23 protein-coding genes and 1 pseudogene are annotated in these 26,891 nt (G+C 37.5%); 13 read left to right on the forward strand and 11 right to left on the reverse strand.

Annotated features, from left to right (window positions below):
• Positions 1-72: 72 nt before the first annotated feature.
• Positions 73-393 carry a hypothetical protein gene (locus G5T77_RS12195; RefSeq protein WP_166236223.1) on the forward strand — a complete coding sequence of 107 codons (321 nt, stop codon included), beginning with the start codon at positions 73-75 and terminating at the stop codon, positions 391-393.
• 201 nt (positions 394-594) lie between these two features.
• A complete protein-coding gene (locus tag G5T77_RS12200) occupies positions 595-2,403 on the forward strand; it encodes a zinc ribbon domain-containing protein (RefSeq protein ID WP_005006206.1) in 1,809 nt (602 codons plus the stop codon).
• Positions 2,404-2,482: 79 nt separating this feature from the next.
• Here the strand turns inward: G5T77_RS12200 and G5T77_RS12205 are convergent, their stop codons facing one another.
• The 3 genes from G5T77_RS12205 to G5T77_RS12215 all read right to left on the reverse strand — a co-directional run bounded on the left by G5T77_RS12205 (position 2,483) and on the right by G5T77_RS12215 (position 6,590).
• Positions 2,483-2,716 (reverse strand): hypothetical protein, encoded by a 234-nt coding sequence (locus G5T77_RS12205; protein ID WP_005028471.1) that lies wholly within the window; start codon positions 2,714-2,716, stop codon positions 2,483-2,485.
• Positions 2,717-2,911: 195 nt separating this feature from the next.
• A complete protein-coding gene (locus tag G5T77_RS12210; protein WP_166139474.1) occupies positions 2,912-3,910 on the reverse strand; it encodes a hypothetical protein in 999 nt (332 codons plus the stop codon).
• Positions 3,911-3,926: 16 nt separating this feature from the next.
• Positions 3,927-6,590 (reverse strand): type IA DNA topoisomerase, encoded by a 2,664-nt coding sequence (locus tag G5T77_RS12215; RefSeq protein WP_134253129.1) that lies wholly within the window; start codon positions 6,588-6,590, stop codon positions 3,927-3,929.
• 355 nt (positions 6,591-6,945) lie between these two features.
• Between G5T77_RS12215 and G5T77_RS12220 the strand changes: the two genes are divergently transcribed.
• The 4 genes from G5T77_RS12220 to G5T77_RS12235 all read left to right on the forward strand — a co-directional run bounded on the left by G5T77_RS12220 (position 6,946) and on the right by G5T77_RS12235 (position 12,436).
• On the forward strand, positions 6,946-7,467 hold the full coding sequence (locus G5T77_RS12220; RefSeq protein ID WP_005028478.1) for a hypothetical protein: 522 nt from the start codon (positions 6,946-6,948) through the stop codon (positions 7,465-7,467).
• Positions 7,468-8,563: 1,096 nt separating this feature from the next.
• Positions 8,564-9,763: a hypothetical protein gene (locus tag G5T77_RS12225; RefSeq protein WP_005028487.1), complete on the forward strand. Its 1,200-nt coding sequence runs from the start codon at positions 8,564-8,566 to the stop codon at positions 9,761-9,763.
• Between the two features lie 68 nt (positions 9,764-9,831).
• Positions 9,832-10,740, forward strand: a complete 909-nt coding sequence (locus G5T77_RS12230) for a hypothetical protein (RefSeq protein WP_058952597.1) — start codon at positions 9,832-9,834, stop codon at positions 10,738-10,740.
• A 28-nt stretch (positions 10,741-10,768) separates the two neighbouring features.
• Positions 10,769-12,436, forward strand: a complete 1,668-nt coding sequence (locus G5T77_RS12235; RefSeq protein ID WP_228731919.1) for a virulence-associated e family protein — start codon at positions 10,769-10,771, stop codon at positions 12,434-12,436.
• A gap of 144 nt (positions 12,437-12,580) precedes the next feature.
• On the opposite strand, the gene G5T77_RS12240 is transcribed toward G5T77_RS12235, so the two are convergent.
• Positions 12,581-13,243, reverse strand: coding sequence for a DUF2807 domain-containing protein (locus G5T77_RS12240; RefSeq protein ID WP_032056293.1), 663 nt, complete (start codon positions 13,241-13,243; stop codon positions 12,581-12,583).
• Positions 13,244-13,421: 178 nt separating this feature from the next.
• On the opposite strand from G5T77_RS12240, the pseudogene G5T77_RS12245 reads away from it, so the two are divergent.
• Positions 13,422-14,482 (forward strand): annotated as a pseudogene (locus G5T77_RS12245) (IS3-like element ISAcsp5 family transposase); the annotation flags it as partial.
• Between the two features lie 350 nt (positions 14,483-14,832).
• The gene (locus G5T77_RS12250) at positions 14,833-17,676 is read left to right on the forward strand and encodes a hypothetical protein (protein ID WP_166139478.1); all 2,844 of its coding nucleotides are present in this window, start codon (positions 14,833-14,835) and stop codon (positions 17,674-17,676) included.
• 59 nt (positions 17,677-17,735) lie between these two features.
• Here the strand turns inward: G5T77_RS12250 and G5T77_RS12255 are convergent, their stop codons facing one another.
• The 5 genes from G5T77_RS12255 to G5T77_RS12275 all read right to left on the reverse strand — a co-directional run bounded on the left by G5T77_RS12255 (position 17,736) and on the right by G5T77_RS12275 (position 21,270).
• Positions 17,736-18,551, reverse strand: coding sequence for a hypothetical protein (locus G5T77_RS12255; RefSeq protein ID WP_233735359.1), 816 nt, complete (start codon positions 18,549-18,551; stop codon positions 17,736-17,738).
• Positions 18,552-18,692: 141 nt separating this feature from the next.
• A complete protein-coding gene (locus G5T77_RS12260) occupies positions 18,693-19,001 on the reverse strand; it encodes a hypothetical protein (RefSeq protein WP_005006143.1) in 309 nt (102 codons plus the stop codon).
• A 5-nt stretch (positions 19,002-19,006) separates the two neighbouring features.
• Complete coding sequence (locus G5T77_RS12265) at positions 19,007-19,513, reverse strand: thermonuclease family protein (protein ID WP_099143606.1); 507 nt, start codon at positions 19,511-19,513, stop codon at positions 19,007-19,009.
• 85 nt (positions 19,514-19,598) lie between these two features.
• Positions 19,599-20,462: a lytic transglycosylase domain-containing protein gene (locus G5T77_RS12270; RefSeq protein ID WP_063454483.1), complete on the reverse strand. Its 864-nt coding sequence runs from the start codon at positions 20,460-20,462 to the stop codon at positions 19,599-19,601.
• 1 nt (position 20,463) lies between these two features.
• The gene (locus tag G5T77_RS12275; protein WP_151834995.1) at positions 20,464-21,270 is read right to left on the reverse strand and encodes a hypothetical protein; all 807 of its coding nucleotides are present in this window, start codon (positions 21,268-21,270) and stop codon (positions 20,464-20,466) included.
• A gap of 59 nt (positions 21,271-21,329) precedes the next feature.
• On the opposite strand from G5T77_RS12275, the gene G5T77_RS12280 reads away from it, so the two are divergent.
• From G5T77_RS12280 to G5T77_RS12295, 4 genes are all read left to right on the forward strand, one after another.
• On the forward strand, positions 21,330-21,752 hold the full coding sequence (locus tag G5T77_RS12280; RefSeq protein WP_024160731.1) for a hypothetical protein: 423 nt from the start codon (positions 21,330-21,332) through the stop codon (positions 21,750-21,752).
• A gap of 80 nt (positions 21,753-21,832) precedes the next feature.
• On the forward strand, positions 21,833-22,372 hold the full coding sequence (locus tag G5T77_RS12285) for a hypothetical protein (RefSeq protein ID WP_024160732.1): 540 nt from the start codon (positions 21,833-21,835) through the stop codon (positions 22,370-22,372).
• Positions 22,373-22,406: 34 nt separating this feature from the next.
• Positions 22,407-23,147, forward strand: coding sequence for a hypothetical protein (locus G5T77_RS12290; protein WP_005006125.1), 741 nt, complete (start codon positions 22,407-22,409; stop codon positions 23,145-23,147).
• 118 nt (positions 23,148-23,265) lie between these two features.
• Positions 23,266-24,012, forward strand: a complete 747-nt coding sequence (locus G5T77_RS12295) for a hypothetical protein (protein ID WP_024160733.1) — start codon at positions 23,266-23,268, stop codon at positions 24,010-24,012.
• Positions 24,013-24,080: 68 nt separating this feature from the next.
• On the opposite strand, the gene G5T77_RS12300 is transcribed toward G5T77_RS12295, so the two are convergent.
• Both G5T77_RS12300 and G5T77_RS12305 read right to left on the reverse strand, forming a co-directional pair.
• Complete coding sequence (locus tag G5T77_RS12300; protein ID WP_121532453.1) at positions 24,081-24,872, reverse strand: TraX family protein; 792 nt, start codon at positions 24,870-24,872, stop codon at positions 24,081-24,083.
• Positions 24,848-25,498, reverse strand: coding sequence for a hypothetical protein (locus G5T77_RS12305; RefSeq protein ID WP_024160879.1), 651 nt, complete (start codon positions 25,496-25,498; stop codon positions 24,848-24,850). The genes G5T77_RS12300 and G5T77_RS12305 overlap by 25 nt, the downstream gene beginning before the upstream one ends.
• Positions 25,499-25,699: 201 nt before the next feature.
• On the opposite strand from G5T77_RS12305, the gene G5T77_RS12310 reads away from it, so the two are divergent.
• Positions 25,700-26,551 (forward strand): hypothetical protein, encoded by an 852-nt coding sequence (locus tag G5T77_RS12310; RefSeq protein WP_233735361.1) that lies wholly within the window; start codon positions 25,700-25,702, stop codon positions 26,549-26,551.
• Positions 26,552-26,891 lie beyond the last annotated feature (340 nt).

Here is a 26,891-nt window from a genome sequence, read left to right on the forward strand (position 1 = left end):
TACGTGCCATAAAATACTCCATATATTGATGTTTATAACATCATTTGAGGAGCAGAATATCACTTATAGGAGTTGTTCAAATTTACGGATCCATCTCTATCTGTAGGTTTGGTTTTAGTTGGTTGTAGTAAAAAAGAAGAATCAACATCTCAATCAAAACCTATTCAACCAGATGAACAAATTGACAAAGTAGATCCATCTGCAGACCTACAAGCAGCGCGTGAAGCTTATGTCGATAATGAAAAACCTTCAAAAGTTGAGGGCCACGATTTTGATGCACATCAAAAAACTGCAGAACAAAATCCACCAAAAGAGGACGAGCAAAATGATATGTCTTCTATGCTGAACGCTGCAGCTGCAGATGCTCAAAAACAAGCAGATCAAAACAAATAACAGCACATAAGCTTGGTTCATCTTTAAAGGGGATTCGTTATCCCCTTTTTTAATGCGCCTTTAAAATACTTTTTAAATTCCCTTATTAAAACTTAACTAAAACAGTGATTCATTTTAACTAAAAAAACTTTATACCCCACGACTTAGTTATAATTAACCAGTTAAAACGTAATTAGATAAATGCGTTAAGGAGTATTAAAAATGGCATATGAATATAACTCGCAAGATAAGCGGTTTGAATTCCCTAATCCCTACCGAATAGAAAACATTTTTAAAGTGATCGGTGCCATCGTTTTTATGCTGGCTGGCCTAAGCTTAATTTTCAGTGCAAAAGGTCTATTCAGTAACGGTGTATTTGTTGCACTACCACCGCTTATAGTTGGTCTAGCAATGTTCAGTTATGGCGCTCTACTGCTGACCACAGGCTTATCAAACCTAAAGTTCTACTTTGGTCGTGATCAACCAGCCGGACTTGCACAGGAGTTATCCATTCAAGAAACTGGTGCTTATCCTGGTGCAACCGATATTAAAGAGATCCTACGCCAAAGCGCTTTGATTTATGAAGAACCAAAAGGCTCAGTGAACGGGATTCTATATTCACTGTTCCCTAATCTTATTTTTTCGCCATTATTCATCCGTAACGCTGCAGAAGCTCAATTTCAAAATGCGATTGTTTTTCTGATTACCTTAGTGAGTGCTCTAATCGCGTATGTGGGTGCATCACCCAATACAGGTGCTTGGCTTGGGATTGTTTACAACGCCATTATTTTGATTGTTTTATTGCGTCCTATGGCTAATCCGAACTCAGGTGCACAAGAAATTGGTTTATCTAAAGTCATTGGTTTGGTTTTAGTCGCCATTCTTGGACCTGTATTGGTTCCTATCCTTACCCAACATGCAGTTGCACCTATTTGGTTGCCAAGCATGGATAAAGCAATTTTTACGTTAATTGCAGCGCTGATTGCGATTGCGATATTCTTCTTGGCCGTGATTGCTCAAATGGTAAAACAGCCACCACAAGCCAGTGCTGGAGTCGTTCAGGATAGTTTGAGTATGAATTGCCAACCAATGCAATTGTTTGATGAACTTGAACGCCATCTACAAAAGAATTGGGAAAGTGCTATTCCTAACAGAATCTATTCACGCCAGTTGCCAGTTATCAACTCTCGCAGTAAAAACGGTGCTTTTGAGGGTGAGATCTTAGAAGAAACTCAACCAGTGCCAATCAATACCCTTCGTGATATGACATTGAGCTCATGCTTCAAAGAAGAAAAGTATCGCTGGTTAGCCATCCTCAATAGTTTTGGATTGTTAAGTTTTATTGCTTCAGTCGTATTAATGACTATTTTTGCCAAAGGTCTATATAACGGAAGCTATCTGGATTTTAGCGACTTCACTTATGGTTTCTTTGGTGTATCGATGTGGATCTTAGGGAAGTTTTGTTTTGAGCACGGTAATTACCTATGGAGCCGTTTTGACTTTGTATCAAAACTAATATGGGTTGAGGCTAAAGGTAGCTATCAATTGTCTCAAATGAACTTTGGCCGTTACCTTGACGACAGCGTGAAATCACAAAAAGAAGTCATCAATGTTGAAACCATGACGTTACGTGTCTGGTACGCTGAAATTAGCACAACGACCTTCGGTAAATATCAAAACCGTGCGATCTTGAGCATGACTGCTTGTACTGATGATGCTGTTGTACTGAAAGAGCATTTAGCCGACTTTGCCAAAAGCCAAAGCATTGTGGTTGCCCCAACGTCTGAAGTAGATATTAACCGCATGTCATCTATGAACCAGATGAATAGCGCAATCAATAAAAGCTCACCAAGAACACATGGTACACATCTTGGATTGATGAATAACCCTGAAACACACAGTCAGGATCTATCAGATCAAGTACCAGTGATCATCAAACCGAAAAAGAATATGTTTTGTGTGAAATGTGGTGAACCACTTCAGGACAATATGCTGTTTTGCCCTCAGTGTGGTACCAAAATAGAAAGTTAATCGTTAAAGAAAATAAAGGAATGGATTACGAATGTGGTCCATTTTTTTTGACATCAAAAAAATAATTAGAGTTCTAAAATTAAGAGTTTAATTGAGCGTTGACATATTCTTCGACAGAAAATCCCTTTACGCCAGTTTCTATAAGTGCATGCACAAAGTCTGAGAACGTCACTGGAATGTACCCTACTTTGAATAGTGCCTCATTCAACTCTTTGTACTTCAGAAAAACTTCTTCTTTATGTTTTTTCTTCAGCTTAAACGTGGACGGCAAATCTGCCACTTGCAGATCTTGAATTTTGGTTGGGTTGTTCATAGCGTACCCGGTTGCTTAAAAGTTGCGAATTTAAACTATTGTAATGTGAAAATTAAAAAATGCAGAATAAATCTGCATTTTATTGTTTCATTTTTTTAAGATCTATTTGATAAACAGATGCTTAAATTAGTATTCTCAACCAAAAGCCAATTAATAGCGGATTAACCAAAATCAATCCGTTTCTTATTAGTATGTTTAATGTGTTGCTACTGGCGTACCAAATGCATCAGGATGTTGTGGTTGTTCACCACCACTTTGTTGAGCTTGACCAGGTTGACCAGCTGGAGCAGTTGTCTTACGTGCAGCTAAGTCCTTCATGATGTCTTGACAAGACATGCCCCCTGTTTCGTATAAGTTGTACGCAACAGGATCTTTTTTAGGATCTGGCGGTACACACTCCAATTCAGGTTCACTAGCAGTTGCAGAATCGGCATTCATTTTGTCCAGTTCGGTAGTAATCAATGTCAGATCGATGTCACTTGGCGTAATTGGACGACTGCTGATCTGCAAGCGATAAGTCATAGACGGCGTTAGTAGCGCATATAGTTCGCGGATCTGATTGGCCATAAGCGCAGGATTTTTCATTACGATTTTTTGGCATAAGAAAAGGTGCACGTTGTTCGGGCTACAAACACTTCCTTTACGCTGACTTGTTTGTGGGTTTTGGGCATCCACTTTCAAGGGGTAGACTTCAATGTAAACTTCATACGGCGTATCTGGCTGAAATTGGAAGTTCTGCAAACTAGAAACGACAGTTGAATACGGTTCTGACGTATCTTGTGCATGACAGAATACTTGTGGTGCGTTACAGTCAAAGTTACGACTAATACGGTCGATAATTTTATTGCGCTGAGCAGCCAATTTCATACTTTCTTCTTTTACTCGTCTTGCAACTTCACTCTGCAGTCGAGCTTCAAGTTCAACATCGCTTTGTTGTGGACGTTCAACTTCGATGTTTTGATTGCCAAAAATAACCACAGCAAATAACAAAAAGAAAAGAACACCACCGCCAATCAAGATTAGCTTTTTATGCTTAGCAAAAAAGTTTTCATCAATGTCTACTTTTTTGCCCTTTTTTGCTGTTTTGGCCGGCTGTTCAGGCTCACTTACATGTTCATCATCGGGTTGGGGTTTGAGCGCTTCTTCAGCTTCCTTCCCGATGTTGTCCATATCATCTGGTTCGTGATTACTCATTTATTCACCTATTCAATTATTTACTTGATTTAGCTTTTGTAGAGGTCGATTTAGACTTGGCTTTCTTTTTACCACGTTGAACTGGCTCACCGTTGTTGTCGTATCCACTTGCACCACAGCTAAAGCAATCCCATTTAAACTTACGTTCACCACGTAAATTAAATGCAGACTGAATCATGGTCTGACCACACTCAAAACACTTGGCTTCGTTGCCAGTGCGAGATTTTGTAAGTTGGGTATCTGGTGATCCATCTGGCAATATGTCGAAATAACGTTTACATGATGCAGCTTCACAACTGTATCGCTCTTCGTAAACACCAGGTTCTTTGCGGTACTTGGTATGTATAAGAGGCTTTTTACAGATACATGGATACTCTGTTTTGGTCACTTGGAATCTTGGCTCGTAGTTAGGACTACCATCAGGGAACACCTCTAATGGACCCGACTTACATTTTTTGCCTTTCAGGTTTGGATTGGATTTTTCACAAGAAAAGAAGTGATACGGCTTACCTGAAGAAGTTGAAATACCTTTTAACTCACGCAACCAACCGCCACACCCTTCAAGCTGACATTTGTATGTATGGTTACGGCGATATTCGTCAAAATCAGGAACCAAGTTACCGCTTTCGTCATTTGTAGAACGGTATGTTTCTTTACAGGTGCCATCTACGAACGCACGTTGAGAGCACTCAAAAAATACAGATTTATCAGTTGTAACCTGAGTCAGTGTTTTGCCACATAAACATAAATGAGTAGTTGGCTCACGTACAGTTGGCTTACCCGGTTCATCTTTACCATCAACATTTCTGTTTGGCGCTGAACTTTTGCATGAATTACATGACCAGTAGACCGATGTTGTTTTGTCGCGATTGGTACCGATTTTCGGCAACATGCGTCCGTCATCACAGTTATTACATTTGTAGATAGGGAATGAATCAAGCCAATGTTTTGAGAACTGTCCTAATTCACTTTCAATCCCTAAATGGAACTTTTGGAGTTCTTGTTTGTAATCGGCATCACCAGTAGCGATTAGATCCAGTATTTCTTCAATTTCTTTGGTGTAAAGCGGATCTGCAAAACTAAACTTACCTCTAATGTTTTGAATCAAGGTCAATCCATGCGGTGTAACTTCAATTTTCTTTTTAACAAGCTTGATATAGCCGTGCTTGATTAAACGTTCAAAGATTGATTGATAAGTACTAGGACGACCAATTCCTTTTTTCTCAAGTAATTTGACCAATGATGGTACGGTGTAGCGTGAACGTGGTTTGGTTTTGGTCGCGATAACTTTACCAGCAATAACATTGTGGTTTTGACCGACCTCAATATCCATAGGTAGCGTATGTTCAGGTTCTTTTTCTGAATCTTCTTCACCTTCCACGTATTCAAGTGCATTTTCATCAATACTGTAGGTCTTTAATAAACCCAACCAACCATCTTCCTTTAAGATACGGCTAGAAGCTTTGAATTCAGCATCTTTAGTAATGCTTTCACCATCTACATTGAGCGTGACATCTTTATAGACACCTACAACGGATTTAACTTCGTATTCAGCTGGAGCCATTTGCGATGCAACAGTACGCAACCAGATTAGACGGTATAGATCCTTTTGAACTTTGTCCTCACCAGCTTCAAAGGTAAAGAAGTCACTAGGACGAATACATTCATGTGCTTCTTGAGCACCATCGCGAGATTTGGCTTTATTGCCGATAATCGCAATGCCCTCTCTCTCACCAAAAGCTTCTAGAGCTTGCATGCCCTCAGGCGAAATTACGGCAGCATCAGTACGATGGTAAGTGATATAACCACCTTCATATAACTTTTGCGCTGCATCCATAGTTTGTTTTAGATCCAAACCAAGACGCGCTGCAGCTGCAGCTTGCAGATCAACAGTAATAAACGGCGCTGGAGCACTACGGAAAGATGGCTTAGTTTCAACACTGGTAATGGTTAAGTCTTTTTTATCAATTTCGCTTTGTAGACGGGTAATTGAAGCTTTATCTAACCACTGGTTATTGTGCACATCCTTCATTTCAGGATTAAGCCACTTAGAAAAATCCCATTTCGCAGCCCAACCTTGTTTTAGAGTTACTTCAAGGTTGTAATGTTCATGTGATTTGAAGTTTTTCAGTAGATCTTCTAAATCACCAAGCACAACGAGTACGGCAGATTGAACACGGCCAACAGGAAATTTGCCTTTTAAAATATTTGAAATTGGCTCATACAAGTAAAAACCGATCATACGGTCAAGGAAACGGCGTGTTTCTTGAGATGCCACCATACCTTGATCCAGCTCTTCACCATTTTGAAGTGCATTAGCGATCGTAGTTTTATCAATAGCGTTATATTTGACGCGAATATACTGATCGTCAGATAAGTTCAGGATACGTTTTAAGTGATATGCAATGGCTTCACCTTCACGGTCCAAGTCAGTTGCGAGGAAAACCGTATCTGCATTTTTAGCAGCCTGTCTTAATTCTTGAACAACGCGTGTTTTATTTTGAGATATTTCGTATTTAGGAACAAAGGCTGGATATGAGAAACCGATCTCATGATTAGGTAAATCACATACATGGCCAACTGAAGCGCGTACAACGAATTCGTGCGGATACAGGTCATCCAAGATATGTTGAATTTTTTCGACCTTTCCGGGTGACTCTACTATGAACAAACTACTCATTAAAATTCATCCAATTTTTAACTTTCTTTAGTAATAATTACTGAAGTTAATCTAGTAATGGTTTAAGTATATACAATTTTAAAATGTTTAAATAGGTTTAAGGGTTGATAAACAAACACTTTTAAGGGCTTATTTCTTAATCTTTAGTTGGATGAACATTTCAAGTGGTTAAATTACTTCCTGTTTTCAATAATCTACGCGAAAAAAGACAACAATATTTATCTAAAATTATGGGAAAAAATGGCTTAATTGTTTGAAAATGCACTGTTTAACCGTCACAAATTAAAATTCCAAAAATATTATTTAACGAATTAATGTTGTACTATAAAGGTATCGTTTGTTTTAAGCTAAAACCATGATTAAAAAACTTATAGTTTTAAGCACCTCATTGTTAATCATCGGGTGTTCGTCTACGCCACAAGAGAAACGCTTAGATCAATACCTTGAAGATACGAAAACTGATGCAAAGGAACGTAGTATTGACTGGTATTACAAACATGATTACGAGCGTAGTAATGTTTTAAATATTTGTTATTCCATTTATATAGATTCTGCTAAGAAAGCTGGTTATTACAGCGATGATGTTAGTGATGGCCGAGAAAAGTATTTAGACGATAGCGTACAAAAAGAAATGTACGCCTCAAATGACGAATGCAATAAGGCATATAAGGCTCAGGATATTCTAGATAACTTTGTTGCAAGCAATAGCCTTCCACAAGAGTCTTATGAAGACAAGTTAGATCCACAACAAGAACCAAATTCAACACCAGAAGTATCACCTGAAGTACCAGAAGTGTCACCTGAAGCACCAGCAAATGAACCAGTCGCCACAAAACCACCAACACTGGAGGAATTAACCAATGCGAATCCGCAATAATGCGCTCATATGCCCAGGCCAATTTTTGATTCGATCTGCATTCTTTTTGCCCTAGCCATTTTACCTATAATAATTATTGGTATTGGCATACAGCTCAAAGAGAATTACGAGCGTAAGAAGCTCACTCAAAGCTATATGGATCAGCACTAAAGAAATGCAATAGGCAATAAAAAAGCAGCGAAATCGCTGCTTTTTTTATTTCTAATGAAGTTTACGAATAGGTTGAGTATAGGGGGAATCTTCTACTCGATGCACATGCATTGAATTGGTAATGTTCATTAAAGGTGAATTACTAGCCACTGAATGAGTCGTTGATGCTTTATGTGTGCGGTAGTTATTCAAAAACTGATCTACTACTGGCACATTGTTAGGCAATATTCCGATTTCGCGGTTAGTAATTTTAATCGTTTCTATTTGGTCTACATGGCTCATAACTAAGTCCACTACAATGATTAAAACTATGAGCATAATTATAGCTTAAAATTGAAGAAATTCCATTTTGGGATTTAATATTTGGTTTTTTTATGCACAGGTTTTTGTGGATAGTAGTGGGTATAAATGGCTAAGTTGCTGATTATTTAAGCTTTTAACATTGATTAAAAATTAATCAAAATAACGAAAAATAGAGTAAAATATGGAGAAATATAGCAGAAGCTATAGAAGAAAAAACAGGAAATGTCAAAAAAAGGGCAAAAAAAAACTATTAGAACAATCTCAGTCTAATAGTTTATTAAATAGGGTAATATCCCTTGATTCGTAATATAACCGATCTCTAATAAGTTTTAAAGCTTTTTTAATCATATTCACGGAAATTCCACAAACTATTATCTCATGCTGAACAAAAGTAATGATTAAGCCCTATACTCAGCTCTACCCTGATATATTGCAGATTAGTTAAACTGTTGTTTAGAAATCGCAAACAATATGATGTTATATTTGAGCAAGGTTAGAATTATGTATGAAATGTGAATGCTTTAAAAACTGATATATATTATCAACTTTTTAGAGTTTTACGCCTTATAGAATACATACAACTTGTTAGAATGCCTTATACTAATTAGCCACCCTCACACACCTTTTATGGAAGACCAGTATAGTGAAAGATTCAATCTTTGCTGATGTTATATCAAAGTTGAATGCGGAAGTTTTTACGCAAAAAGCTGGTCGCTTATACCCTCCTGTCAGTCAATTATTGGCACTGGAGAAAAAGTTAGCATTATGTACAGCATCATTGGTTAAAAGCGAAGACATTCCAGACTATAAACAGCTAGAACGCCTGTTTTGGGATAACGTAAATCATACCTATGGCACTGGTTATTTTGCGGAGATTCCTAAGTGGGGTTCCAACATCTTTATCCCATTACAGGTATGGGAAAGTGTGTTACAGCCTTATGCATTGTTCTATAAAAATATGAACCCTGAGTTTAACTTTTATGACTTTGCATTTACGACTGCAGCGTTGAGCGCTTGGCGGTACAGCCAACCCGTGCTAAAGCTTGAAAATGATGTATATCGCACCCTATTGAATGATGAAAACGGTCGCTATGTCGATGGTCATTTGCTGAATTACTACTTTCAGTGGACCAACTTTATTCATACACCAGGTCTAGGACACAACGACAAACCTTTATATGGTTTTTTCGCGCATCAAAACGAAGTTTTGTTTAACGGAAACAACGTTAAAGTACTGATCATCGTGTTTTGCTATGAAGATACTGAAGCCAACATATCTGATGAAGATCCTTTAAGCTTAACCTCTAATTGGGGAGACTATGTGGTTTTAGAGTATCGCACGGATACTATTAAAACCATTAAAGATAGTTTGATTGGTACCAACCTTAAAGGTAGTCCTGAGCTATTAATCTTACTTGGTAAAATGCTTAGCTTATTTAATTTTTCTATTCATCCTAAAACTGACATCTACAATCACCGTGGCTACCTGATGCAACCCACGTATAACGATACGATTGATTCATTTCTCAATAGTTATAGAAAGCACAAAGGTATGCCAGTACGCCGTGGCGTAGGTAAATCACCCTCTAGCAATCAACGCCGTGAAGTCCTCTATCATGTCCACGCACCAAGTTGTCCACGCCTGTTTGATACTGGTCTGAACACTGGTTTTGTGTCGCGCATGCACAAGAGTAGCCATATCGCTAATGACCATTTTAATACACTACATTGGCTTAAAACTGATACTGGCTTAAAACTAATTTCAGGTAGTTTATATACTCAAGAAACCGAAACTAAACTTATTAAATCAATTCAAAATTACTTTTATGGTAATAATACTTAAAGGTTTTCATTCTTTTTTCCTTAAACCTGTTATATAATTTTAATACCCATTTCAATCAATGAAGTATTATGCGTTTCGAGTTCGATCCATCATTTATATCTCATGTTGCAGTACGATTAGATGGCACTTCCTTAAAATCATTTTTAGACAACCTTGGAAACGTATCTTTTCAAGAAGCTGAAAGTTATTTAAGCAATCTAATTAAAGGGAATTATGAGCAAGACGAGTTTACTGTTGGCTTGAAAGTTAAACCTAAAAACTACAATCAAACAGAATTATTGGGGCATCTTTATAAAAATAGTGCCTTTCAATCGGTTTCAACTGAAGTATCGGATCTAGACACCCAAAACATGCACAATGACATCGCTCAATTCGTTCAAAGCTATGCCAATGTTGCAGATCTTCAGTACAACAGTAATTTCTTGGACAAGCAGACGTTTAGGCATGAAAAAACGTTAGATAGCTATATCTTCACAGAATTAATGCTGCAGTTCACCAACAATAATACCGTGAAGTTTCGTGTGGACGGCGAATATGTCACAGTGATTAATGCTGAGCTAACCTCTAAATACATCTATTTTAACGACAACAAGAATAAGCGGATCTGTAAGTTTTTAAGTAAAAATATGCATCCAGCTTATTTAGAGTCATTCTTAGAGCAGATGCATATTATTAAAATTGATTCTGAGCAGTACTTTTATAATGCAGTCGTGAATAAAACAATAAGTTATGATGCTGACGTTAACGCCTTTATGGACCAATCCCAGAATTTTTTAAATACCCTTGTGAAAGGTTATAAAAAACTGATCTTAAACAACGTGCGATTTAATCTTTACGAATTCTTAGAAGACGACCTTGAAAGTGTCATCCTAAACCGTATCACTAAGGCATGGCATTACGCTCATGAAATCACGTTGCAAACTAACAACCCATCAAAATATGTAGTCGCTCAACCGCTGGTTATAAAATATTTATAAGTGAGTTTCTTTATTTATGAACCCCCTCATGATCAAGTATGGTATCGATATTGGTACGCTATCTAAAATATTTAGATCGCATCTTGAAAATGAGGGCATTGTATTTGATCGTGAGAGTGACTTTCAGCTTGAACGAAGCTCTAAACGTATTTACCTCAGAACCAATCACCACAATGACGCCACAAAAAATAAGAAAAAAACGGCCTGGTATCTTGTAGATCTAGATAACGCACGTATGTCTTATGGTTGGTTTCATGCTGGCGGTGCAAACTTCACTTACAGCTTGTATGAATACATTCAAGAAATGGATCTGCAACCTGGTGACACCGTATATACCAAGGAACAGCAAGAAGAAGATCTTAAACGCTTCTTAAACTCATGCAAAAGTGCTGAGAAAAACAAAAAAGACCAAGAGATATTGGCTCAAATCTATATGGGTTTTGAATGGGCCAGAAGCCTACCCTTGCCAAACCGTCCACACAACTACAATGTGAAAAAGCAGATTAGCTTCAGTCATGCTAGATTGTACAATCCAAGCAACTTCACTAAAAATGAGCTGATTGATTATGTCAGCCAGTACTACCCTCAACACAAGAACAACACCATTATTCTGAACCGTATTATTGATCTGCAACCAGATCTAGATCAACAGTCGCTACGTCAGAACAAGCTTTTAGTTGAGGGGCAAAACCTCAAAAATCAAATCATTTTCCTTCAGACCATCGCTGAACACAAAAACAAGCGTGGTGAAGATAAGTTTACATTACGTGGTGTACTTGCAAACGGCGCTTTCAAAATCTTATATAAAGATCCATTGGATGCATGGAACCAAGATCGGATAATCTTTTGTGAGGGCTACGCCACTGGTGAAGCAATTGCAGAATCAATTCAATACTCTATTCCAGTCATTGTCGTGTACGTGGCTGGCAACATCATGAATGTAGTACGTGATTTCCGTGCCGAATTCCCGTTTTCACGCTTCTATATCTTCAATGATAATGACCATAAAACAGCATTAGAAAGCAAAATAAAGCGCAATCCCGGTATCTATTACGCAACAGAAGCATGCCGAGCTGTAAACGCAGCCATGATTGGACCTGAATTTACTGATGAACAGTTAGATCTAAGTGACTGGAACGATTTTAAGTGTTTGTACGGCGTTGAATACACGCGTGATGTAATACGTCATAAAATGCAAAATGCCGTGTGGACGACTGCAGTTCAAAGCACGGTTAACCCGAACTATTCTATCAGCGCCCTATTCTTTGGCATCAAACAACAGTTAGATGATATAGGCCTCTATCCTGATAGCATGACCAAAAAGAATTGGTTTAGCTTGGTTTTACGTGCATATGCTTTGCTGACTCAACAGGGATTTAGTCAGATCCACCCGATTGAGCTGGTCAAAGAACAATTTATTGAAATTCTTGGACAGATCAGCAAACAACCCCGTAAAGTCACTGGAGCTGAAGAACCAGAACTCCTTCAGGCCTACACAAAACTTGTAGAAATGATCGCACGTAATGATTCAACAACAGCACTGAATCAACAGATTATCGCCGTGATTAATTTATACAAAAATGCAGATTATCCAATTGAATCATTAAAGGTTTGGCTCAAAGATATTGTGAGTAAATCGAACGATCCTGAATGGTCCGAAAACTTCATTAATAATATTTTTATTTCGATAATTTGAATGTCAAACATAAACCCCCAAAGGTAGCAAACTTTTGGGGTTTGTTTTTCTCTAAACTTTCATTGCACTAGGTTTATCGACCTACTTAAGACAAATGTTTCCTGATCTAGTTCGGTTTTGTGACTTATAACTAGGTATATCGACCTATTTAAAACTAATGTTTCCTGAACCAGTTCGGTTTTGTGACTTATGGATTGGTTTGCCATAAACTTTAACGTTGCCTGAGCCTGAAAGCTGTACTTGAGCAGAATTGATAGCTGTACAAAAGATATTGCCTGAACCAGATAGTGCCACTTCTAAATTGTTGCTTTTCAATGGTAATGCATCAAAATTGCCTGAACCTCTCAAAGATAAGACACAGTGTTCAACGGTACCGTCTAAATCCATATTTCCAGATCCACTAATACTTGCTGTGAATTTATCTTCATTAAGATTTAAGACCTGAATATTGCCTGAACCTTTTAAATCAATAGCTTTTAAATTTGGGTGACTGATCGATACTTCTAACGGTGAACAAGTACTAAAACTTACATTGTCCTGAATAGCTAAAACCAATACACCACCCTGAAAAGTCGCACTAATAAGATCTACAATATTGTCGTCTGCAGTAATTTCCATTTTAGAAACACTTGAAGCAAAAAACTTCAGACTCATTGGACCTTTCATACAGATTTCGTTAAATGGGTTTACAGGTACTTGCTTAGTCACTGGTTTGCCACTTCCAACGATTTGATAGTTGGAACCTGAACTGTATACATTGCCGTTGCCATTGATTACAACAGAACCCGAAAAAATATGTTTTGACATATAAAGCCTCAAATTATTAAAAGTAATTTAACCCTAAATAAGTGGTCATTCATAACCTATTTAATATCTGTAAATTATAACATTGAGGGCTGATGTGGTTCTAGGATTTTAGACCACGCCTATAAGTGATAATCTACTCCCCAATAAGCATGGGAAATGCTTGTTTTTGGAGTCAACCATGACACGAAGAAAACGTCGTAATCATTCAGCAGAGTTTAAAGTTAAAGTTGCTCTCGCAGCAATTAAAGGCGACCACACACTCGCTGAACTTTCTACTCAATTCGATTTACATCAAAACCAAATCATCGATTGGAAAAATCAACTGCTTGAACAATCAGTCAATATTTTTTCACGACCAACAGCACAACAAGAACCTGAGATTGACCTCAAAGCTCTACATGCCAAGATAGGACATCAGGCATTGCAAATTGATTTTTTAGAAGGTGCGCTCAGAAAAATAGGGCAGCTGAGCGGCAAAAAATGATCGATAAGACCCATCAACTTTCGGTACGACAACAATCGCAATTGATTCAAATCAATCGCAGTACGTTGTATTACAAGCCCAAAGAGATTTCATCCACTGATTTGAGTTGGATGCGTCTAATCGATGAAATTCATCTCGACTACCCATTTATGGGCAGTCGAATGATACGAGATATGCTACAGCGTCAAGGACATCAAATAGGTCGGCGTAAAGTCCGACGTTTAATGCGCTTGATGGGAATACATGCCTTGTATCCAAAACCCAATACCAGTAAGCCTAATCTTGCACACCGTATTTTCCCATATCTGTTGAAAAACATGGTCATCGATCACTCTAATCAAGTCTGGTGTACAGATATAACGTACATTCCTATGGCTAAAGGCTTTGTCTATCTATGTGCAATTATAGATTGGCATAGTCGTAAAGTACTGGCTCATCGAGTATCGATCAGTATGGAAACAGACTTTTGCATAGATGCGTTGCAAGAAGCAATTGTGAAATATGGTTGTCCTGAGGTGTTCAATACAGACCAAGGCAGTCAATTCACAAGCGAGGCATTTTTGAATGAGTTAAAATTGCGAAATATCCGTATCAGTATGGATGGGAAAGGACGATGGATGGATAATGTGATGATTGAGCGTTTATGGCGCAGCGTGAAGCATGAGGAAGTCTATTTGAAGGCTTACGATACGGTTAAACAAGCGAAACAATCAATTGCTGAATATTTGGATTTTTATAACATGATACGTCCTCATTAAAGTTTGAATAAGGCCACACCGAATGAATTTTATGATCAACATTTACTAAAAGTAATGGCAGCATAATTTAAATATTTAGAGTGGATTTATCACTTATAAAACTGAATTGAGTGGTCTAATTAACGGAACCACATTAGGCTTAAACATTTTTTATTAAAATAATAAATTAAAGCTTTTAATTTTTCTTTAAACCTTTATTAGACATAGCTTATATTAAAGATTAAACAGAAATGTTTTTAGAATCGGTATATACTAAAAGTATAAATTTTCTTAAGCATATGATTAATAGTCCTATGCAACCTGGGTAGCACATTGCACCTAAATATATATTAGAAATTGGAATTGTTATGGCTGAGAAAGTACCGAGCGCCCGACATAATTGTGATTTAAATACGATGTTTCAGTTTTTCCAAGAAGAACTGGAGCGAAACTACGGATTCGTATTCAAGTCATCTGGTAAATATCAATTCGTGACCGTATTTGATGAAAAAGTGCCTTGCCTCACCGAATCAGATAACCCTAGTAAATCAAGTAGCAACAATGTCAAACCACGAGGGATGTATTGGATCTATCCAAACATGAACCGTGATACTGGTGAATACTGGCCAGTACTCAAAGGACACCGCTTTGGTGTAACTGACATTGAAATCTCAATTGCTTTTGCTGACCACTATAAGAACGTAATCAAGCCTCAACGAGATTCAAACCCTAACTACAAACCACCAAGCAAAGAAGATGTTGATCGCCGTGTACGTGAGTTTGAAGAAGCTCAAAAGAAGCATCTACTTCAACAAGAAAAAGAGCTCTTAGCTGCACAAATCGCTATCCGTATTGAGTGGCAACGTGCTGGTAAAATTATTGACGATTCATTTTTTAATAATAAAACTGGAAGCCTTCAGACCTTTAAACGCGACATTCGACAAATGCCGTATATGGTTGAAAAGAACCTAGAGCCATACGGCGCTAAAATCATGCGTAAAGATAACTTTACCCGTGATGAAGCCATTGAAGCAGTAAAGCGTGAACTTCCTGAATCAGCTACCAATCAACAGCTTCTCGTTGAAACAGTAGAGAATGTATTAGCGTATCAAAAGCATTTCATCAACTTTGAACCTGAGCTTGAGGGCGAAAAGAAAAAAGGCTTTGATTTACGTAAAAGCAGAGCTGTCATTCTTGCACCGTTAATTGACACCAATAACAAAGTCGTCAATTTACAGCGTATCACCCACCATCGCCAAAAAAAGCGCAACAAAGAAACCAACAAGCTTGAAGAAGTACTGCATAAGGGTAAGTACTTTTTTGATAAAGCCAAAACGAAAGATGCATTCTTGCCTGTTAGCAAAAATCCTGATGTTGGCTATGAAGTCTTTAACCCGAATGCAAAGAACTATTTGATCAAGGAGGGTTGGGCAACAGCGATCAGCGCACGTAAGGCGTTGGATGCTGGTTTAGAGCTTGGTTTATTGGGTGAGGGTTTTACTGCAGAAAACACACAAGTTTTAGCGTCATACAGTAAATCCAATATCTCAAGTGTTGCTGAGCTTATCCGCAGTATCAATCCTGAAGCCAATATATTTGTTGGTTATGATAACGATGCTGGCCAAACGCTTGAGTCTGGTTTGAATCCTGGCTTACAAGAAGCTTGTCACAACTTTTCATTAAGTGGTGTGTTAGGTGATGTGAGTAAACATGAAAATACACGTATCACCCTACCCCCGGTTTTCCAAAATAAATTATCTGTTTCTGATTGGGATGATGCTCGTCAATATTTAGGTGTTGAACGTTTAGCTGCAGAGTTGGCAAAAGAACTGAATAACGCCGTCAAACGTATAGACAACAAGATCCCTGAAGTTGCGTATGCAATTAACCGCTACAACCGTCAACGCGAAGCTTATGCAACCAAGTTCCCTAATAAAGAATACCAACCGAATTACGGCATTGTGATTGCACAATCAGATGAAAAATATCTGGAATTGCAGAACATACGTGCTAAAAACCAAGCAAATATTGAAAATTACAACGCAAATATTGAAAAGCGTAAACAAGATCTATCAAAAGCTAACTATGATGGACCAGCTGGTACAGGTAGCACGAAATCCTATGCAAAACCAAAGTACCAACCGCCGTCATTTGATAAAGCATTTGATGATAAACCAACTCCAACCGCTACGGCACCCGTATCTACGCCCGTCATGACTCTTGAGGGCATTAAGTCTTATATGGAGATCCTTTCTGAAATTGATGTCACCAAAGTTCAAAATGATGTTTTGAAAGTTGTCGCTACTGCAGATGGCCATCAAAAGATTAAAGCCGGTGATATTGAATTCGAGAAAATGGGTGCCAAAGAACCAACCAGTAGCACAAACCCAAGTATGGATAGCATGCAAAATACCAAAGTACATATTGATGTATCCAAGGACATCAACAAAGATACAGTTAAATTGCAGAGTGTGGATCGTTCGACCATTCCCGAACAAAATCTTCAGCAAGGTATCGATCATCAAAGCTACGCTAAGTCAGCTATCTTTACCGCTTTTTGGCTTCATTCAGCAGAAATGTATAAAGCTAGAAAGTTAATTCATGAAGCTGGTATTAGTACTGCCGATGTTGAGGGTTCAATTGCTGTCGCTGAAGATAAGCTCAATAAAGCTCAGGAAGAAGTTTCTAAGAAGCGGTCGTATCCTGAACTTTTTGTGATTAGTGCGTCTGATAGCGAATACCGTGCGTCAATCATGAAAGTTTTATCTGATTTAGAGGCTGCACATCCAGAGTGGCAGAATCTCAAAACATTTAGAGAAAATCTTACTGATAGGACCATTGCATTTGATCAATTGAATCTGGATACATTGAAGATCAAAAACAAAGTAGTGCATTTGATTGTCAGTAATGTGACCAATGATCAAAACTATCTAAAGGTTCAAGAAAGCCTCACCACCCTTTTAGATACATCGAACAGCTTGTCTTTGGACCGTCAACAAAAGTTCAATCTTGTGAACAGTCTAAGTAAAACATTAAACAACATGGCCAAACTGTTAGATGAACCACCAGTCTTCCAAAGACTGAACGATTTCTTTACTCGTTTTGAAAAGCGTGTAGATGATCTCGTTCTAGGTGATGGTCTAAAGCTGTATGGTATAGAACCGCAGAATTTAAACAAAACTAACGAACGTGGACAGTCGTTCGATATGTAAAAGCAGATATGAAAAAGCCCCGAATATCGGGGCTTCTTTTTGAGTCAATGTTTTCAAGATTAGTGTGGCAATGTTGCCCTAAAATCCAGTGCAAAATCAGTTTCACCACGAGGATCGCTATTAAAGAACTTGAAGCCTAAACACTTAATCTCTTTATAGCCCATACTCTCCACCTCTTTTAAGAAGCTCTTATAACCTTCGTCATCCTCTTCATCTGGATCAAAAATTACAGAACTCTCGTCACTCAAGCTGATCAGTACTTCTTCCTTCCACTCGTCATTCACCAACAAATGACCGCCTTTAGGCTCAATCAAACATTGATAGTACATCTCTTGGTTCACCGTATCATTCACGATCAACATATAGTCTGGACTGAATCTACGGCCATCAACAGGACTAAATAACCAGTAGTCTAGCTCATTACGTATTAAGTAAATTTCAGCATCTTTATATTGACGTTTAAGGGCATCAATTTGAGTCGAAATGAATTTTACGAATAGCTTCTCTTCACTCGTACCGTAGTTTTCACTATAAGCATACCAATCGGCACCCTCAACATTAAACTTCAGTTGTTCATTTGGGTGCAACGATTGTGCGATCGCACGTTCGTCTGGAGCATTGACAGTATCCCACCTCTTGAACAAGAGTATTAAGAATAAAACTGGATAAGCAATTGGCCATAAAACTGTAAAAAGTATTTTTGATGAATAAGGACTAATTTTCATCAAAATTTTATTAATAAAATAGTACCCCGTTAAAACATAAAAAACCGCACTAAAGTACTGGTGCATATTAATCAGTAAACACCACCAGATAATAGCCCAAAGAATCGCTACAAAAGTAAGGTAAAGGTAGAAAGCTTTATTTAGTTGCATGTTCATCATCTTTGTTCGGCATAACATTACCTTTTAAAAATCTACAATTGATCTAGTTCCCTTAGGAAAAAAACCACTAATTGCTTAGTGGTTCGTTCTGATCTGGTGATTAATTGGATTCCGTGGATATGACAATAGATGTCATATAAAACCTTCTTTGAACTGTCGCCCTTCCAGCGACTCTAAGTGCATTTCAAGGAAATCTATTGCCACTTCTGAGTAATTTGCGTTGGCTGAACAATTCACCAACTTTTCATCACAAAGACATTTTCCCAAATTTGCCAACTGAGTAACCAACTCATTTCGTACAGAAGCCAAGCTGAGAGCTTCAATCTGAGCTTGCAGTTCTTCACTGAAAAACTGCAGTTCCATACGATTACCACATTGTTGTTGCAGTAGATATTTATTTAATACCGCTACGGCTTTAGCGGTATTTAATTCACCGTTCATCAATATTACTTATTGTGACGGTACTGGCTTGGATAAACAGGGTTTGGATCAGCCCATAAACCAAGGCGTTGAGAACGTGCGTTGCTTTCAGCACTCAAAATAATTTTATCTTTGAGATATTCACGATAAGCCCATGCATAGCCATCTTTAACTTGCTTATAGTTAACACTATTCACGATGTTTAAGTTGGGCACTTGGTTTGTACGCATCTGAAAAATGGTACCAAGAGTACGACCGTAGCGGTCCTTACTATTTTCTTGCACATACACAATCGTTTCATGCAAGAAACTGATGTTCTGACGCGATTTCTGACCAAAAGCTTGACTTTTTTCTGGTGCATCAATCTGGTTGAAGCGAACACGGATCTGCTCATTGTTGTTGTTTAAAACGGTGATAGTGTCGCCGTCAGAAATACGTACAACTTTGCCAACAAAATCGGCTTGAGCTGCAGTAGCAACAATAGACATGGATAAGGTTAAAGCTAAACTTTTTAAAGTTGTATTAAGGTTCATTTTGAATCCTTAGTGGGTAAAGAATAGGTGAATTATATCGCATTACGTAACTGCAATTTTTTTCTTAAAAAATATATTCAGCTGATTAGTTAGGATTTATCCCCTTTCTCTCAAGCCATTTTTTCCATTGAAGTGCATACGCAACTAAACCAGGTTGTTTTGTCGTGCCATTGCGATATATCGCATTAAAAGATGGCGTCCATGAGTGGTAAGCAGCTGCTCTAACCCAAAAATCGGTTGACGGTTTTGTGGTTAATCGATTTCGCAAGATCTTGGCTGCAAGTCGCGCATTCAGACATCCATCAGTACGCACATAATGGCTGTTATAATTTTCAAACATACCGCCACGTTTAAAGTGCATGGAATTGATTTGGAATTGCCCCATATCCAATGAACGGTTTTTGTTTTGCGCTGTTTGTCCATTGGTACCACGCTCTTTGCTATGTATACCCAATAAAACATACAGCGGAACACCTTCTGACCGCGCAGCATGAATAACACAACTCAAAGTAGCGACTCTACCCGGTACGGTTTGATCGTAAGATGCACTCGCTTGGTTGTATTGATTGTATTGCGTAGTTGGATAGGTATAAGAAACAGGACGGATATTCTGGCGAACGGGTTGTTGTTGTGGTGCTGGTGCTTGCTGGCCACTAGGTTGTGGTCCATTTTGTGCAACTGCCGTGCGCTCAGTGCTAGTCGGAGTTTCTTCAGTTTTTTGCGGTGTGTACTTCACGCCCAAGTAACGACTCGTAAATCCTCTTGGCTTTGCTGGCGCCGTTTCTTGCTGAGTGTTGGTCATGACCTGAAATGGTCGATATGGTGTACTTGATCCATTAGAATTGACATGGTTTGCATATGCACCTAGAGCCTCAGAACTTTGAGGCAATTGAGCATAAGCAACGCTTGATCCTAATAGAGTCGCAAATAGCGTTGGTTTTAACAGCATATTAATCAGCACCTTTATCGTTGTTGTTGAAATTGTCGATTAGGTGCTGTTTACGGTCAGCTAACTTATTCAGTGTTTCAACTGGCAATGGGTTTTTGCCGTCATACCACGATAAGCTATATTTTTTTGGCGCATAGCGGAACCATGCCAAGAATGGCGCATTCGGTAAAAATAAAAGACCAGTACGGACTTGCCACGCACGATAAGCTGAATTGATGCTAACCATGTATAGATAAAACACCAATAATACACCTGGTACAACAAGCATTGGATATAGCGCTTTAAAGAACATATAAACTACGTACAAGCCTGTAAACATAGATAATGCTAAATACAAATAAGACGAAAATTGATGGTTTTTAACAAGCTTGTCTATTTCATCATTACTCATTGAAGCTAAACGTTCTTGCCCTCTTGGGTAGTGAGTATTAGCAATGAGTCTTTTCAGTTGTTTAAAATTGTTAGGTGCGACAATTTCATATTCACATAAAGGGTGTGCACATACCCAATTCACGTTGCCTTTATAAGAACGTGGAATCCTGTTGTCATGCATTAAAATCGATTTACCGCATTCGGGGCATGTTGGAGACAGCATTGATCTAATATTAGATAAATGCGGTAAAAACCCTTTTCTAGCTGAACTCCAGTGGCTTTTACGCCCGAAATCAAAAAAGATTCGCTTTAAAATACCTGATTTACGGGGTTGATTAGCTTCAATTGCCTGTTTAATGGCAGCTTCATCTAAAACCTCATTGGTAATATTTACCTTTTGTGTAGCACTATCAGAACTATTTTTATCTGAAGACATACTTTTACCTACGGACTTTTATTATGTAGAATACGTTATTATATTAAAGGATTTTCAACGTGTCTAAAACCCTTTTCAACTTCGCAACGGTTATTTTAATTTCCACCCTTTTAAGTGCCTGTAATAACTCTAATACTCCAAATGAACAAGATCCATTAAAAGGTCAAGAAAAGAAGTTTTTAGACGAATCCGCAACGAGTGAATCAAAAGAACTTGTGTTTTATGACTTGGTAGATCCTAAGAAAAAAGACCAACCTATAAAGGCTGAAGAAGCAAGTGCTTCCGAGCCTGAAGCCCAAGAACAACAACCTGAAAAGGCCTTATCTCCTGAGATTCTTGAAGCGATTCGTGAAAATACAGAACGACAAGAAAAAAAGGAAAATGCACTCAGAACAATAGCTGAAGCTAAGCGTATTGAAGAATTATTAGTAGGTAAAGATCGCAGTAGTGATGATGGTTATACCTATAACAGTGATGAATAATTGATATATCAATGGTTTTAACCAATACAAACTTATTATTTTAAGTTAAAATGATTTTAAATTTTTTGGTATATACGGTTATGTTTAACAGTGCTTTTAAGAAACATAAAATAAAAATATGTTTTGGCTTACCAATCATAATTGTGGTTTCGATCTTAATATTCAAAATCTACTCCTACCCCTTTAAGCCAAGACTCTTAAGCCCCGATTGGATTGAAAGTCGCTACAATGGTTGGGAAGTTGAACATCATGACTTATGGATTGCTACAATTGTGGATGTTGTTGGTCCAAAAACAGTAAAAATTAGAAATCAAAATGGAGAAGAAAAAATTATGGATCTTCTCTATATAAATGCTTTGCAATCTTCGGAAAAAATGAAAAACCTCTATATCAATAGCTTGTCCGGTTATGTTGGCCAACAGCTATTTGTAAAAGGAGATCCAGACAAAGCGCGGTTTAATGGCGTCTTGATCGATGGTAACGGTGAAAATATCAATCTAAACCTAACTTATGTACCAGGTGCGGTATTGGATATGTCATCAACTGCATACATTCATGACCGAGAAAAGCAATTAGTTCCTTATTTCGCGAATATCAATTCAGAAAATAGAACGTTTTAAGTTATAAATTAAGGGATATTAGAAAGGCCAAGCTATGCCAGCACCATTATGTTTTCTCACACTGGAATTTACCGCCAAAGTCAAGAATCCAGTTGATGTGCCTGACATTATTAAGTCGTCTATTTTGACGCGTATTAAAAAGTGCCGCACATCATCAATAGAACAGGTTCAGTATCTTTATAATGCTGAAGAGAGCTACTGGAAGCCAAAAAAACAAGTCACTGAAGAAGCAACTCAATATCATGGCATCACCAATGAAGATTTATTAACACAAGACTCAATCAATGGTCTAAAGATTAAAAACTATGTTGTGTATTGGGCAAACGTTTATACATTTAGAATTTTGCAAAAAAGCAAAGTGAAGTTTTTTAATCACCGCTTTATCTTTTTAAACAACTTAATCAACGTGATTGGTGAAGATGGTTCCCTACCCATGACAGAATGGGCACGTTTAGCCAGTGCAGCTTCGGGAAATAATGAATTTCCAGAAGAGATACTGACTAACACTAACAATAAGGTCATCTGTTTGACCGTTATATTTGATTATATTTCTGAAAAATTAACATCACTTTATGGTTTGGATCTAAATAAGCATTACGATCTGGTTGCTGCAGTACAATACAACAGTGCCATCAAAGCTAAGAGTCAAAAATCATTAAAGGTTCATAAGCTTATGCGTGATGATTTTAATGAGTTTAAATTGCTTTTAGACAAAGGCATGGAGATTAAGAGAATTAAAAAGGAATATTTTATAAATAATAACTATCTCCCTTAAACCTAAAAGCCACTTTCTTAAAAGTGGCTTTTTTTACGTTAAACATAAAATAAACTATCACTAAAACCCTTTTTTAAAATATAATACTTTTAATTTCTATTTTAACTGGTGATACATTGTGAGTTTAATTAAGAAGCAAAAAGACATTCTATCTCACGACCCTCTTGTTTCAATTTTTAGTAACAATGACCTTTTAACAATCTCAGTTGATACGGATTCTGAAGATTTGAATCGTCAACCTAAAAATATAAAAATCCCGAATGCCGATCTTAAAGAGTTAACAATACAAATCAGTGGTTTTGATACTTTAGAAAACAATGATGTTGGTCGTTATTTCACTTGTTCTGGTACCGTAGAGCTCGTTAATACACTAGGTAATGGTGAAGAAAAACGTTTTGTATTAGCAGAGCCAAAAATCAAAGTAAACGTGGCTAAAAAAGGTCATTTACCGCAAACAGAACAAATTAAACAATTGGTTCGTAATGCGTGGATGGATGCATTTAGCTATGGTTGCCAAAACATTAACCAACCTTACCACTATGAAGATGAAACTTGGTTTGAACGCTTCAAAGGTAGCATTATTGGTAAATTTGTACTGATCGTACTTGCCACTTTCTTTGCTGCTTTCATTGGTTTGGCTATTTTTGGTTATGCTGCTGGTAAAAAACAACAGGACCCAACATTAGAAATTGCGAATCAAATTGCTCAAGATCCTGAAGCATTAAAGCAATTGCTGAATCAATATGATCAACAAAATAACCAATCTGGTGCACCTACTCCACAAGCATCACCAGAACAAGCAGCTGAGCAAGAAAGACAGCAAGAAATTAGCTCATTCGGTTTAGATGCTGGATCTAGCGAATGACGCTGATTAAGCAATAAAAAAGCACCTTAGTCATAAATACTTTGGTGCTTTTTTTATGCCTAAATTTATTATGCAAATTTAAAAAGAATCCAAATGATGACGAGATGTACTGGATAGAACCAGTACGCCCACTTCCCCACTGGCGGTAATTCAAAAGGTAAATTCATGTGCTGTCCTTTCAGTAGGAATTGTGCACCAATACACGTTGCAATGGCGCTACTGACAGCAAATGAGAATGCCAAAGAATATGTAGTCATATCCGTATAGTAGCCACCAATCAACCAGTTGAAAATGTTGGCCAATGAAGTGAGCAAGACGCTGATCATTAAAAAGTATTTCTTAGAATGAACGTTGGTTGTTTTAAAGAATAAATACAGGAATACAATTAATAAAACGCCCCACACGCTATACATAATAAAATTAGATAGCAATGTGATCACGACTAACAGAGAGACAAACTGCAGCGTTGCATATTTATGTTTAGATTCTCCTAATACAACAAGCAAAAATCCTAAAAGCAACGTAGGCATGACGTTCAGAGTTGTAAATGGCTCTTGGTTGAATAGTTGATACGGTACTTCTGATAGCACACAAAACAACGCCAAATTTTTAAAATAGTTTTTTAATGTATGGGTTTTCTTTTTAGAAATAGCTTGGTTCAAATTGAATGCAAGCATGATACAAAAAATAGGAAAAGCCCAACGGCCAATCGTCCTCAACAACAGATTATATTGAGGAAATAATATTGATGCGTGGTCAATAACCATGGTCACAATCGCAATCCACTTCAATAGATCCAAGGCTTTATTGCGATCTCGCACGGCGCTTTGGCTAATTACAGCTTCTTGTAGATGAACCATGTGTTATTTTTCGCTAAAGGGTTTGTATAAGCATCACTACGCTGTTTTCGGGTGTTGTTACGATTATCTAAGATCTCAATGCTATTCCAACCTTCGGGATAACCGAGCACCAGGCCAGAGTTATAAAATCTCGTGCGATGACGCTCTTCATCGCCGGCATAAAACAAGTACGCACGAATATCGTTATACGGTCGATGCCCGACCAATACGTTATCTTCATCACGATCAAAGTACTCATAAATTAAATCCGTATATTCACGATTGAAGTATCCGCACTTCTCAAACAGATCTGCACTTGAACGAAAAGTAATAGATTCCTTGGCCAGTGTTTTATTTAAAATCATGCGAGTGACATTACGAGCAAACACGGGCAAATTAAAATGCACAGGCAAATGAATTTCATTTATTTCGGACAAATCAATAGGATCACCAAAAGGATTAGAAAGTTCTAATGCTTTTTGATAAAAGTCCATCCATTGTGCAAGATATTCATCAACAAACTTTTTCTCACCATAATAAATTGGTAATCCATCAACCGTTAAAAGGTTTTGTGGAGGAAAAATATTGTTTCTTAAATCTAAGATGCTTTGTTTTAATTTTGCGATTTCGATTGGATCACTAATCATAACAACTCACACGAATTAGAGTATTAAAATAATTATATAGGGTTTTAATTAATTGGATATAAGTTTTTAGCTCAGTAAATAAGCATTTTTGTTGTGTGGCGAATTAGAATTGTTAAAAAATTTAAAAGAATATTTATTCTAGGAATTATTGATACAATGTATCTAATTTCTTACGAATTAGTATATACAATTGGGATTACTATGCTTACCCCTGATCGAATAGACAAACAAGTTAATTTGGCTGGAATTGACCAGTCGTGGACCAATTTATTAAATCACTTGGACATTGATAGTCATCCTGAATACAACATCGATAAAACTCAGCCATGGTACTTGGCTAATTTTGTAGATTACCTACGCCTACTCAACTTTAAGTTTGATGAATTAAATCTAAGAGAGATTCGTGCAGTAGATTATGACTTGGTAGATTGGTCATTTCTTAAATCTAATCGCCTAAATGGTGCTGAGGTGTTTAAGGACCTAACCATTTATCTGCAGAAACCCAATTTTGTTACGCAATATCCTAAATGTGTACCCATCAATGCTGATGTTCGCGATCGTAAGCTTGCAGAGGTCATTTATGATTACTACAGACGCTTCTTACCGTTTTTCTATTCATTCATTAAATTAATCAGATCAACGCAGCGCTTATCTCTAGAACGTAAATTACCCGTGATTGATAACTTTATGTCTAATTTTGGAGATCTTAGTACTGGTGAGTTTTATTCAAATATTCCATTTGATGATGCAGAGCTCAAAAGGATTTTGAAAAATGGCTTTGAAAAATATAGAGAGCATAAATCAGAACAGCGGTTTAGCCGTGCCATCGCAGAGCTAACACCGATGTTTAAAGCTTTGTCTGAATACTTAAAGATTGTGTCTACGGTTAACTACGTGGATCTAGACCTTATTCACTTCTTACACAATGCATTTTTGGGTAAAAACTTTAATGTTTATTCAGATCTATTCGCTATGGATAAAGAACCTAATTTGTTGGTCAATTTAAGTTGGACATACACAAAAGCAGTCGTTTATGTGCATCGGCTATATTAAAAGGAAGAAGAATATAGCGATCTTTTAACGAAAGGGCCTGGTCATACCGAAGTTTTGTAGCAGAAGAAAAATCTGTACTGGTTTTGCCCGTGGCAAAGTCTAACCAAAAGACGTCATTTCCATCGCACAATAAACCTAAATTATCCTTTTCAAGCGCCACATACTTGATATAAGGATCATCTATTTGTGAGATCGAGGGGATATATTGATAGTCCACCTTTCATACAATATGTTTGCGAACGTGGTGCACGGCGATCGGTTGATCTATGGACCGTGCGTTATCCCATGCTACCTGAGCTTGCTCTAAAGTATATACGTGTGTCTTTTTACATTAATGTCT

The organism is Acinetobacter sp. GFQ9D191M (genome assembly GCF_011174875.1).
Taxonomy (GTDB): domain Bacteria; phylum Pseudomonadota; class Gammaproteobacteria; order Pseudomonadales; family Moraxellaceae; genus Acinetobacter.

Bases quoted from the DNA above. Each gene is read 5' to 3' on its own strand.
- G5T77_RS12200 (WP_005006206.1), top strand. From the start codon at position 595: ATGGCATATGAATATAACTCGCAAGATAAGCGGTTTGAATTCCCTAAT.
- G5T77_RS12205 (WP_005028471.1), bottom strand. From the start codon at position 2,716: ATGAACAACCCAACCAAAATTCAAGATCTGCAAGTGGCAGATTTGCCG.
- G5T77_RS12210 (WP_166139474.1), bottom strand. From the start codon at position 3,910: ATGAGTAATCACGAACCAGATGATATGGACAACATCGGGAAGGAAGCT.
- G5T77_RS12215 (WP_134253129.1), bottom strand. From the start codon at position 6,590: ATGAGTAGTTTGTTCATAGTAGAGTCACCCGGAAAGGTCGAAAAAATT.
- G5T77_RS12220 (WP_005028478.1), top strand. From the start codon at position 6,946: ATGATTAAAAAACTTATAGTTTTAAGCACCTCATTGTTAATCATCGGG.
- G5T77_RS12230 (WP_058952597.1), top strand. From the start codon at position 9,832: ATGCGTTTCGAGTTCGATCCATCATTTATATCTCATGTTGCAGTACGA.
- G5T77_RS12235 (WP_228731919.1), top strand. From the start codon at position 10,769: ATGATCAAGTATGGTATCGATATTGGTACGCTATCTAAAATATTTAGA.
- G5T77_RS12240 (WP_032056293.1), bottom strand. From the start codon at position 13,243: ATGTCAAAACATATTTTTTCGGGTTCTGTTGTAATCAATGGCAACGGC.
- G5T77_RS12250 (WP_166139478.1), top strand. From the start codon at position 14,833: ATGGCTGAGAAAGTACCGAGCGCCCGACATAATTGTGATTTAAATACG.
- G5T77_RS12255 (WP_233735359.1), bottom strand. From the start codon at position 18,551: ATGCAACTAAATAAAGCTTTCTACCTTTACCTTACTTTTGTAGCGATT.
- G5T77_RS12260 (WP_005006143.1), bottom strand. From the start codon at position 19,001: ATGAACGGTGAATTAAATACCGCTAAAGCCGTAGCGGTATTAAATAAA.
- G5T77_RS12265 (WP_099143606.1), bottom strand. From the start codon at position 19,513: ATGAACCTTAATACAACTTTAAAAAGTTTAGCTTTAACCTTATCCATG.
- G5T77_RS12270 (WP_063454483.1), bottom strand. From the start codon at position 20,462: ATGCTGTTAAAACCAACGCTATTTGCGACTCTATTAGGATCAAGCGTT.
- G5T77_RS12275 (WP_151834995.1), bottom strand. From the start codon at position 21,270: ATGTCTTCAGATAAAAATAGTTCTGATAGTGCTACACAAAAGGTAAAT.
- G5T77_RS12285 (WP_024160732.1), top strand. From the start codon at position 21,833: ATGTTTAACAGTGCTTTTAAGAAACATAAAATAAAAATATGTTTTGGC.
- G5T77_RS12290 (WP_005006125.1), top strand. From the start codon at position 22,407: ATGCCAGCACCATTATGTTTTCTCACACTGGAATTTACCGCCAAAGTC.
- G5T77_RS12300 (WP_121532453.1), bottom strand. From the start codon at position 24,872: ATGGTTCATCTACAAGAAGCTGTAATTAGCCAAAGCGCCGTGCGAGAT.
- G5T77_RS12305 (WP_024160879.1), bottom strand. From the start codon at position 25,498: ATGATTAGTGATCCAATCGAAATCGCAAAATTAAAACAAAGCATCTTA.
- G5T77_RS12310 (WP_233735361.1), top strand. From the start codon at position 25,700: ATGCTTACCCCTGATCGAATAGACAAACAAGTTAATTTGGCTGGAATT.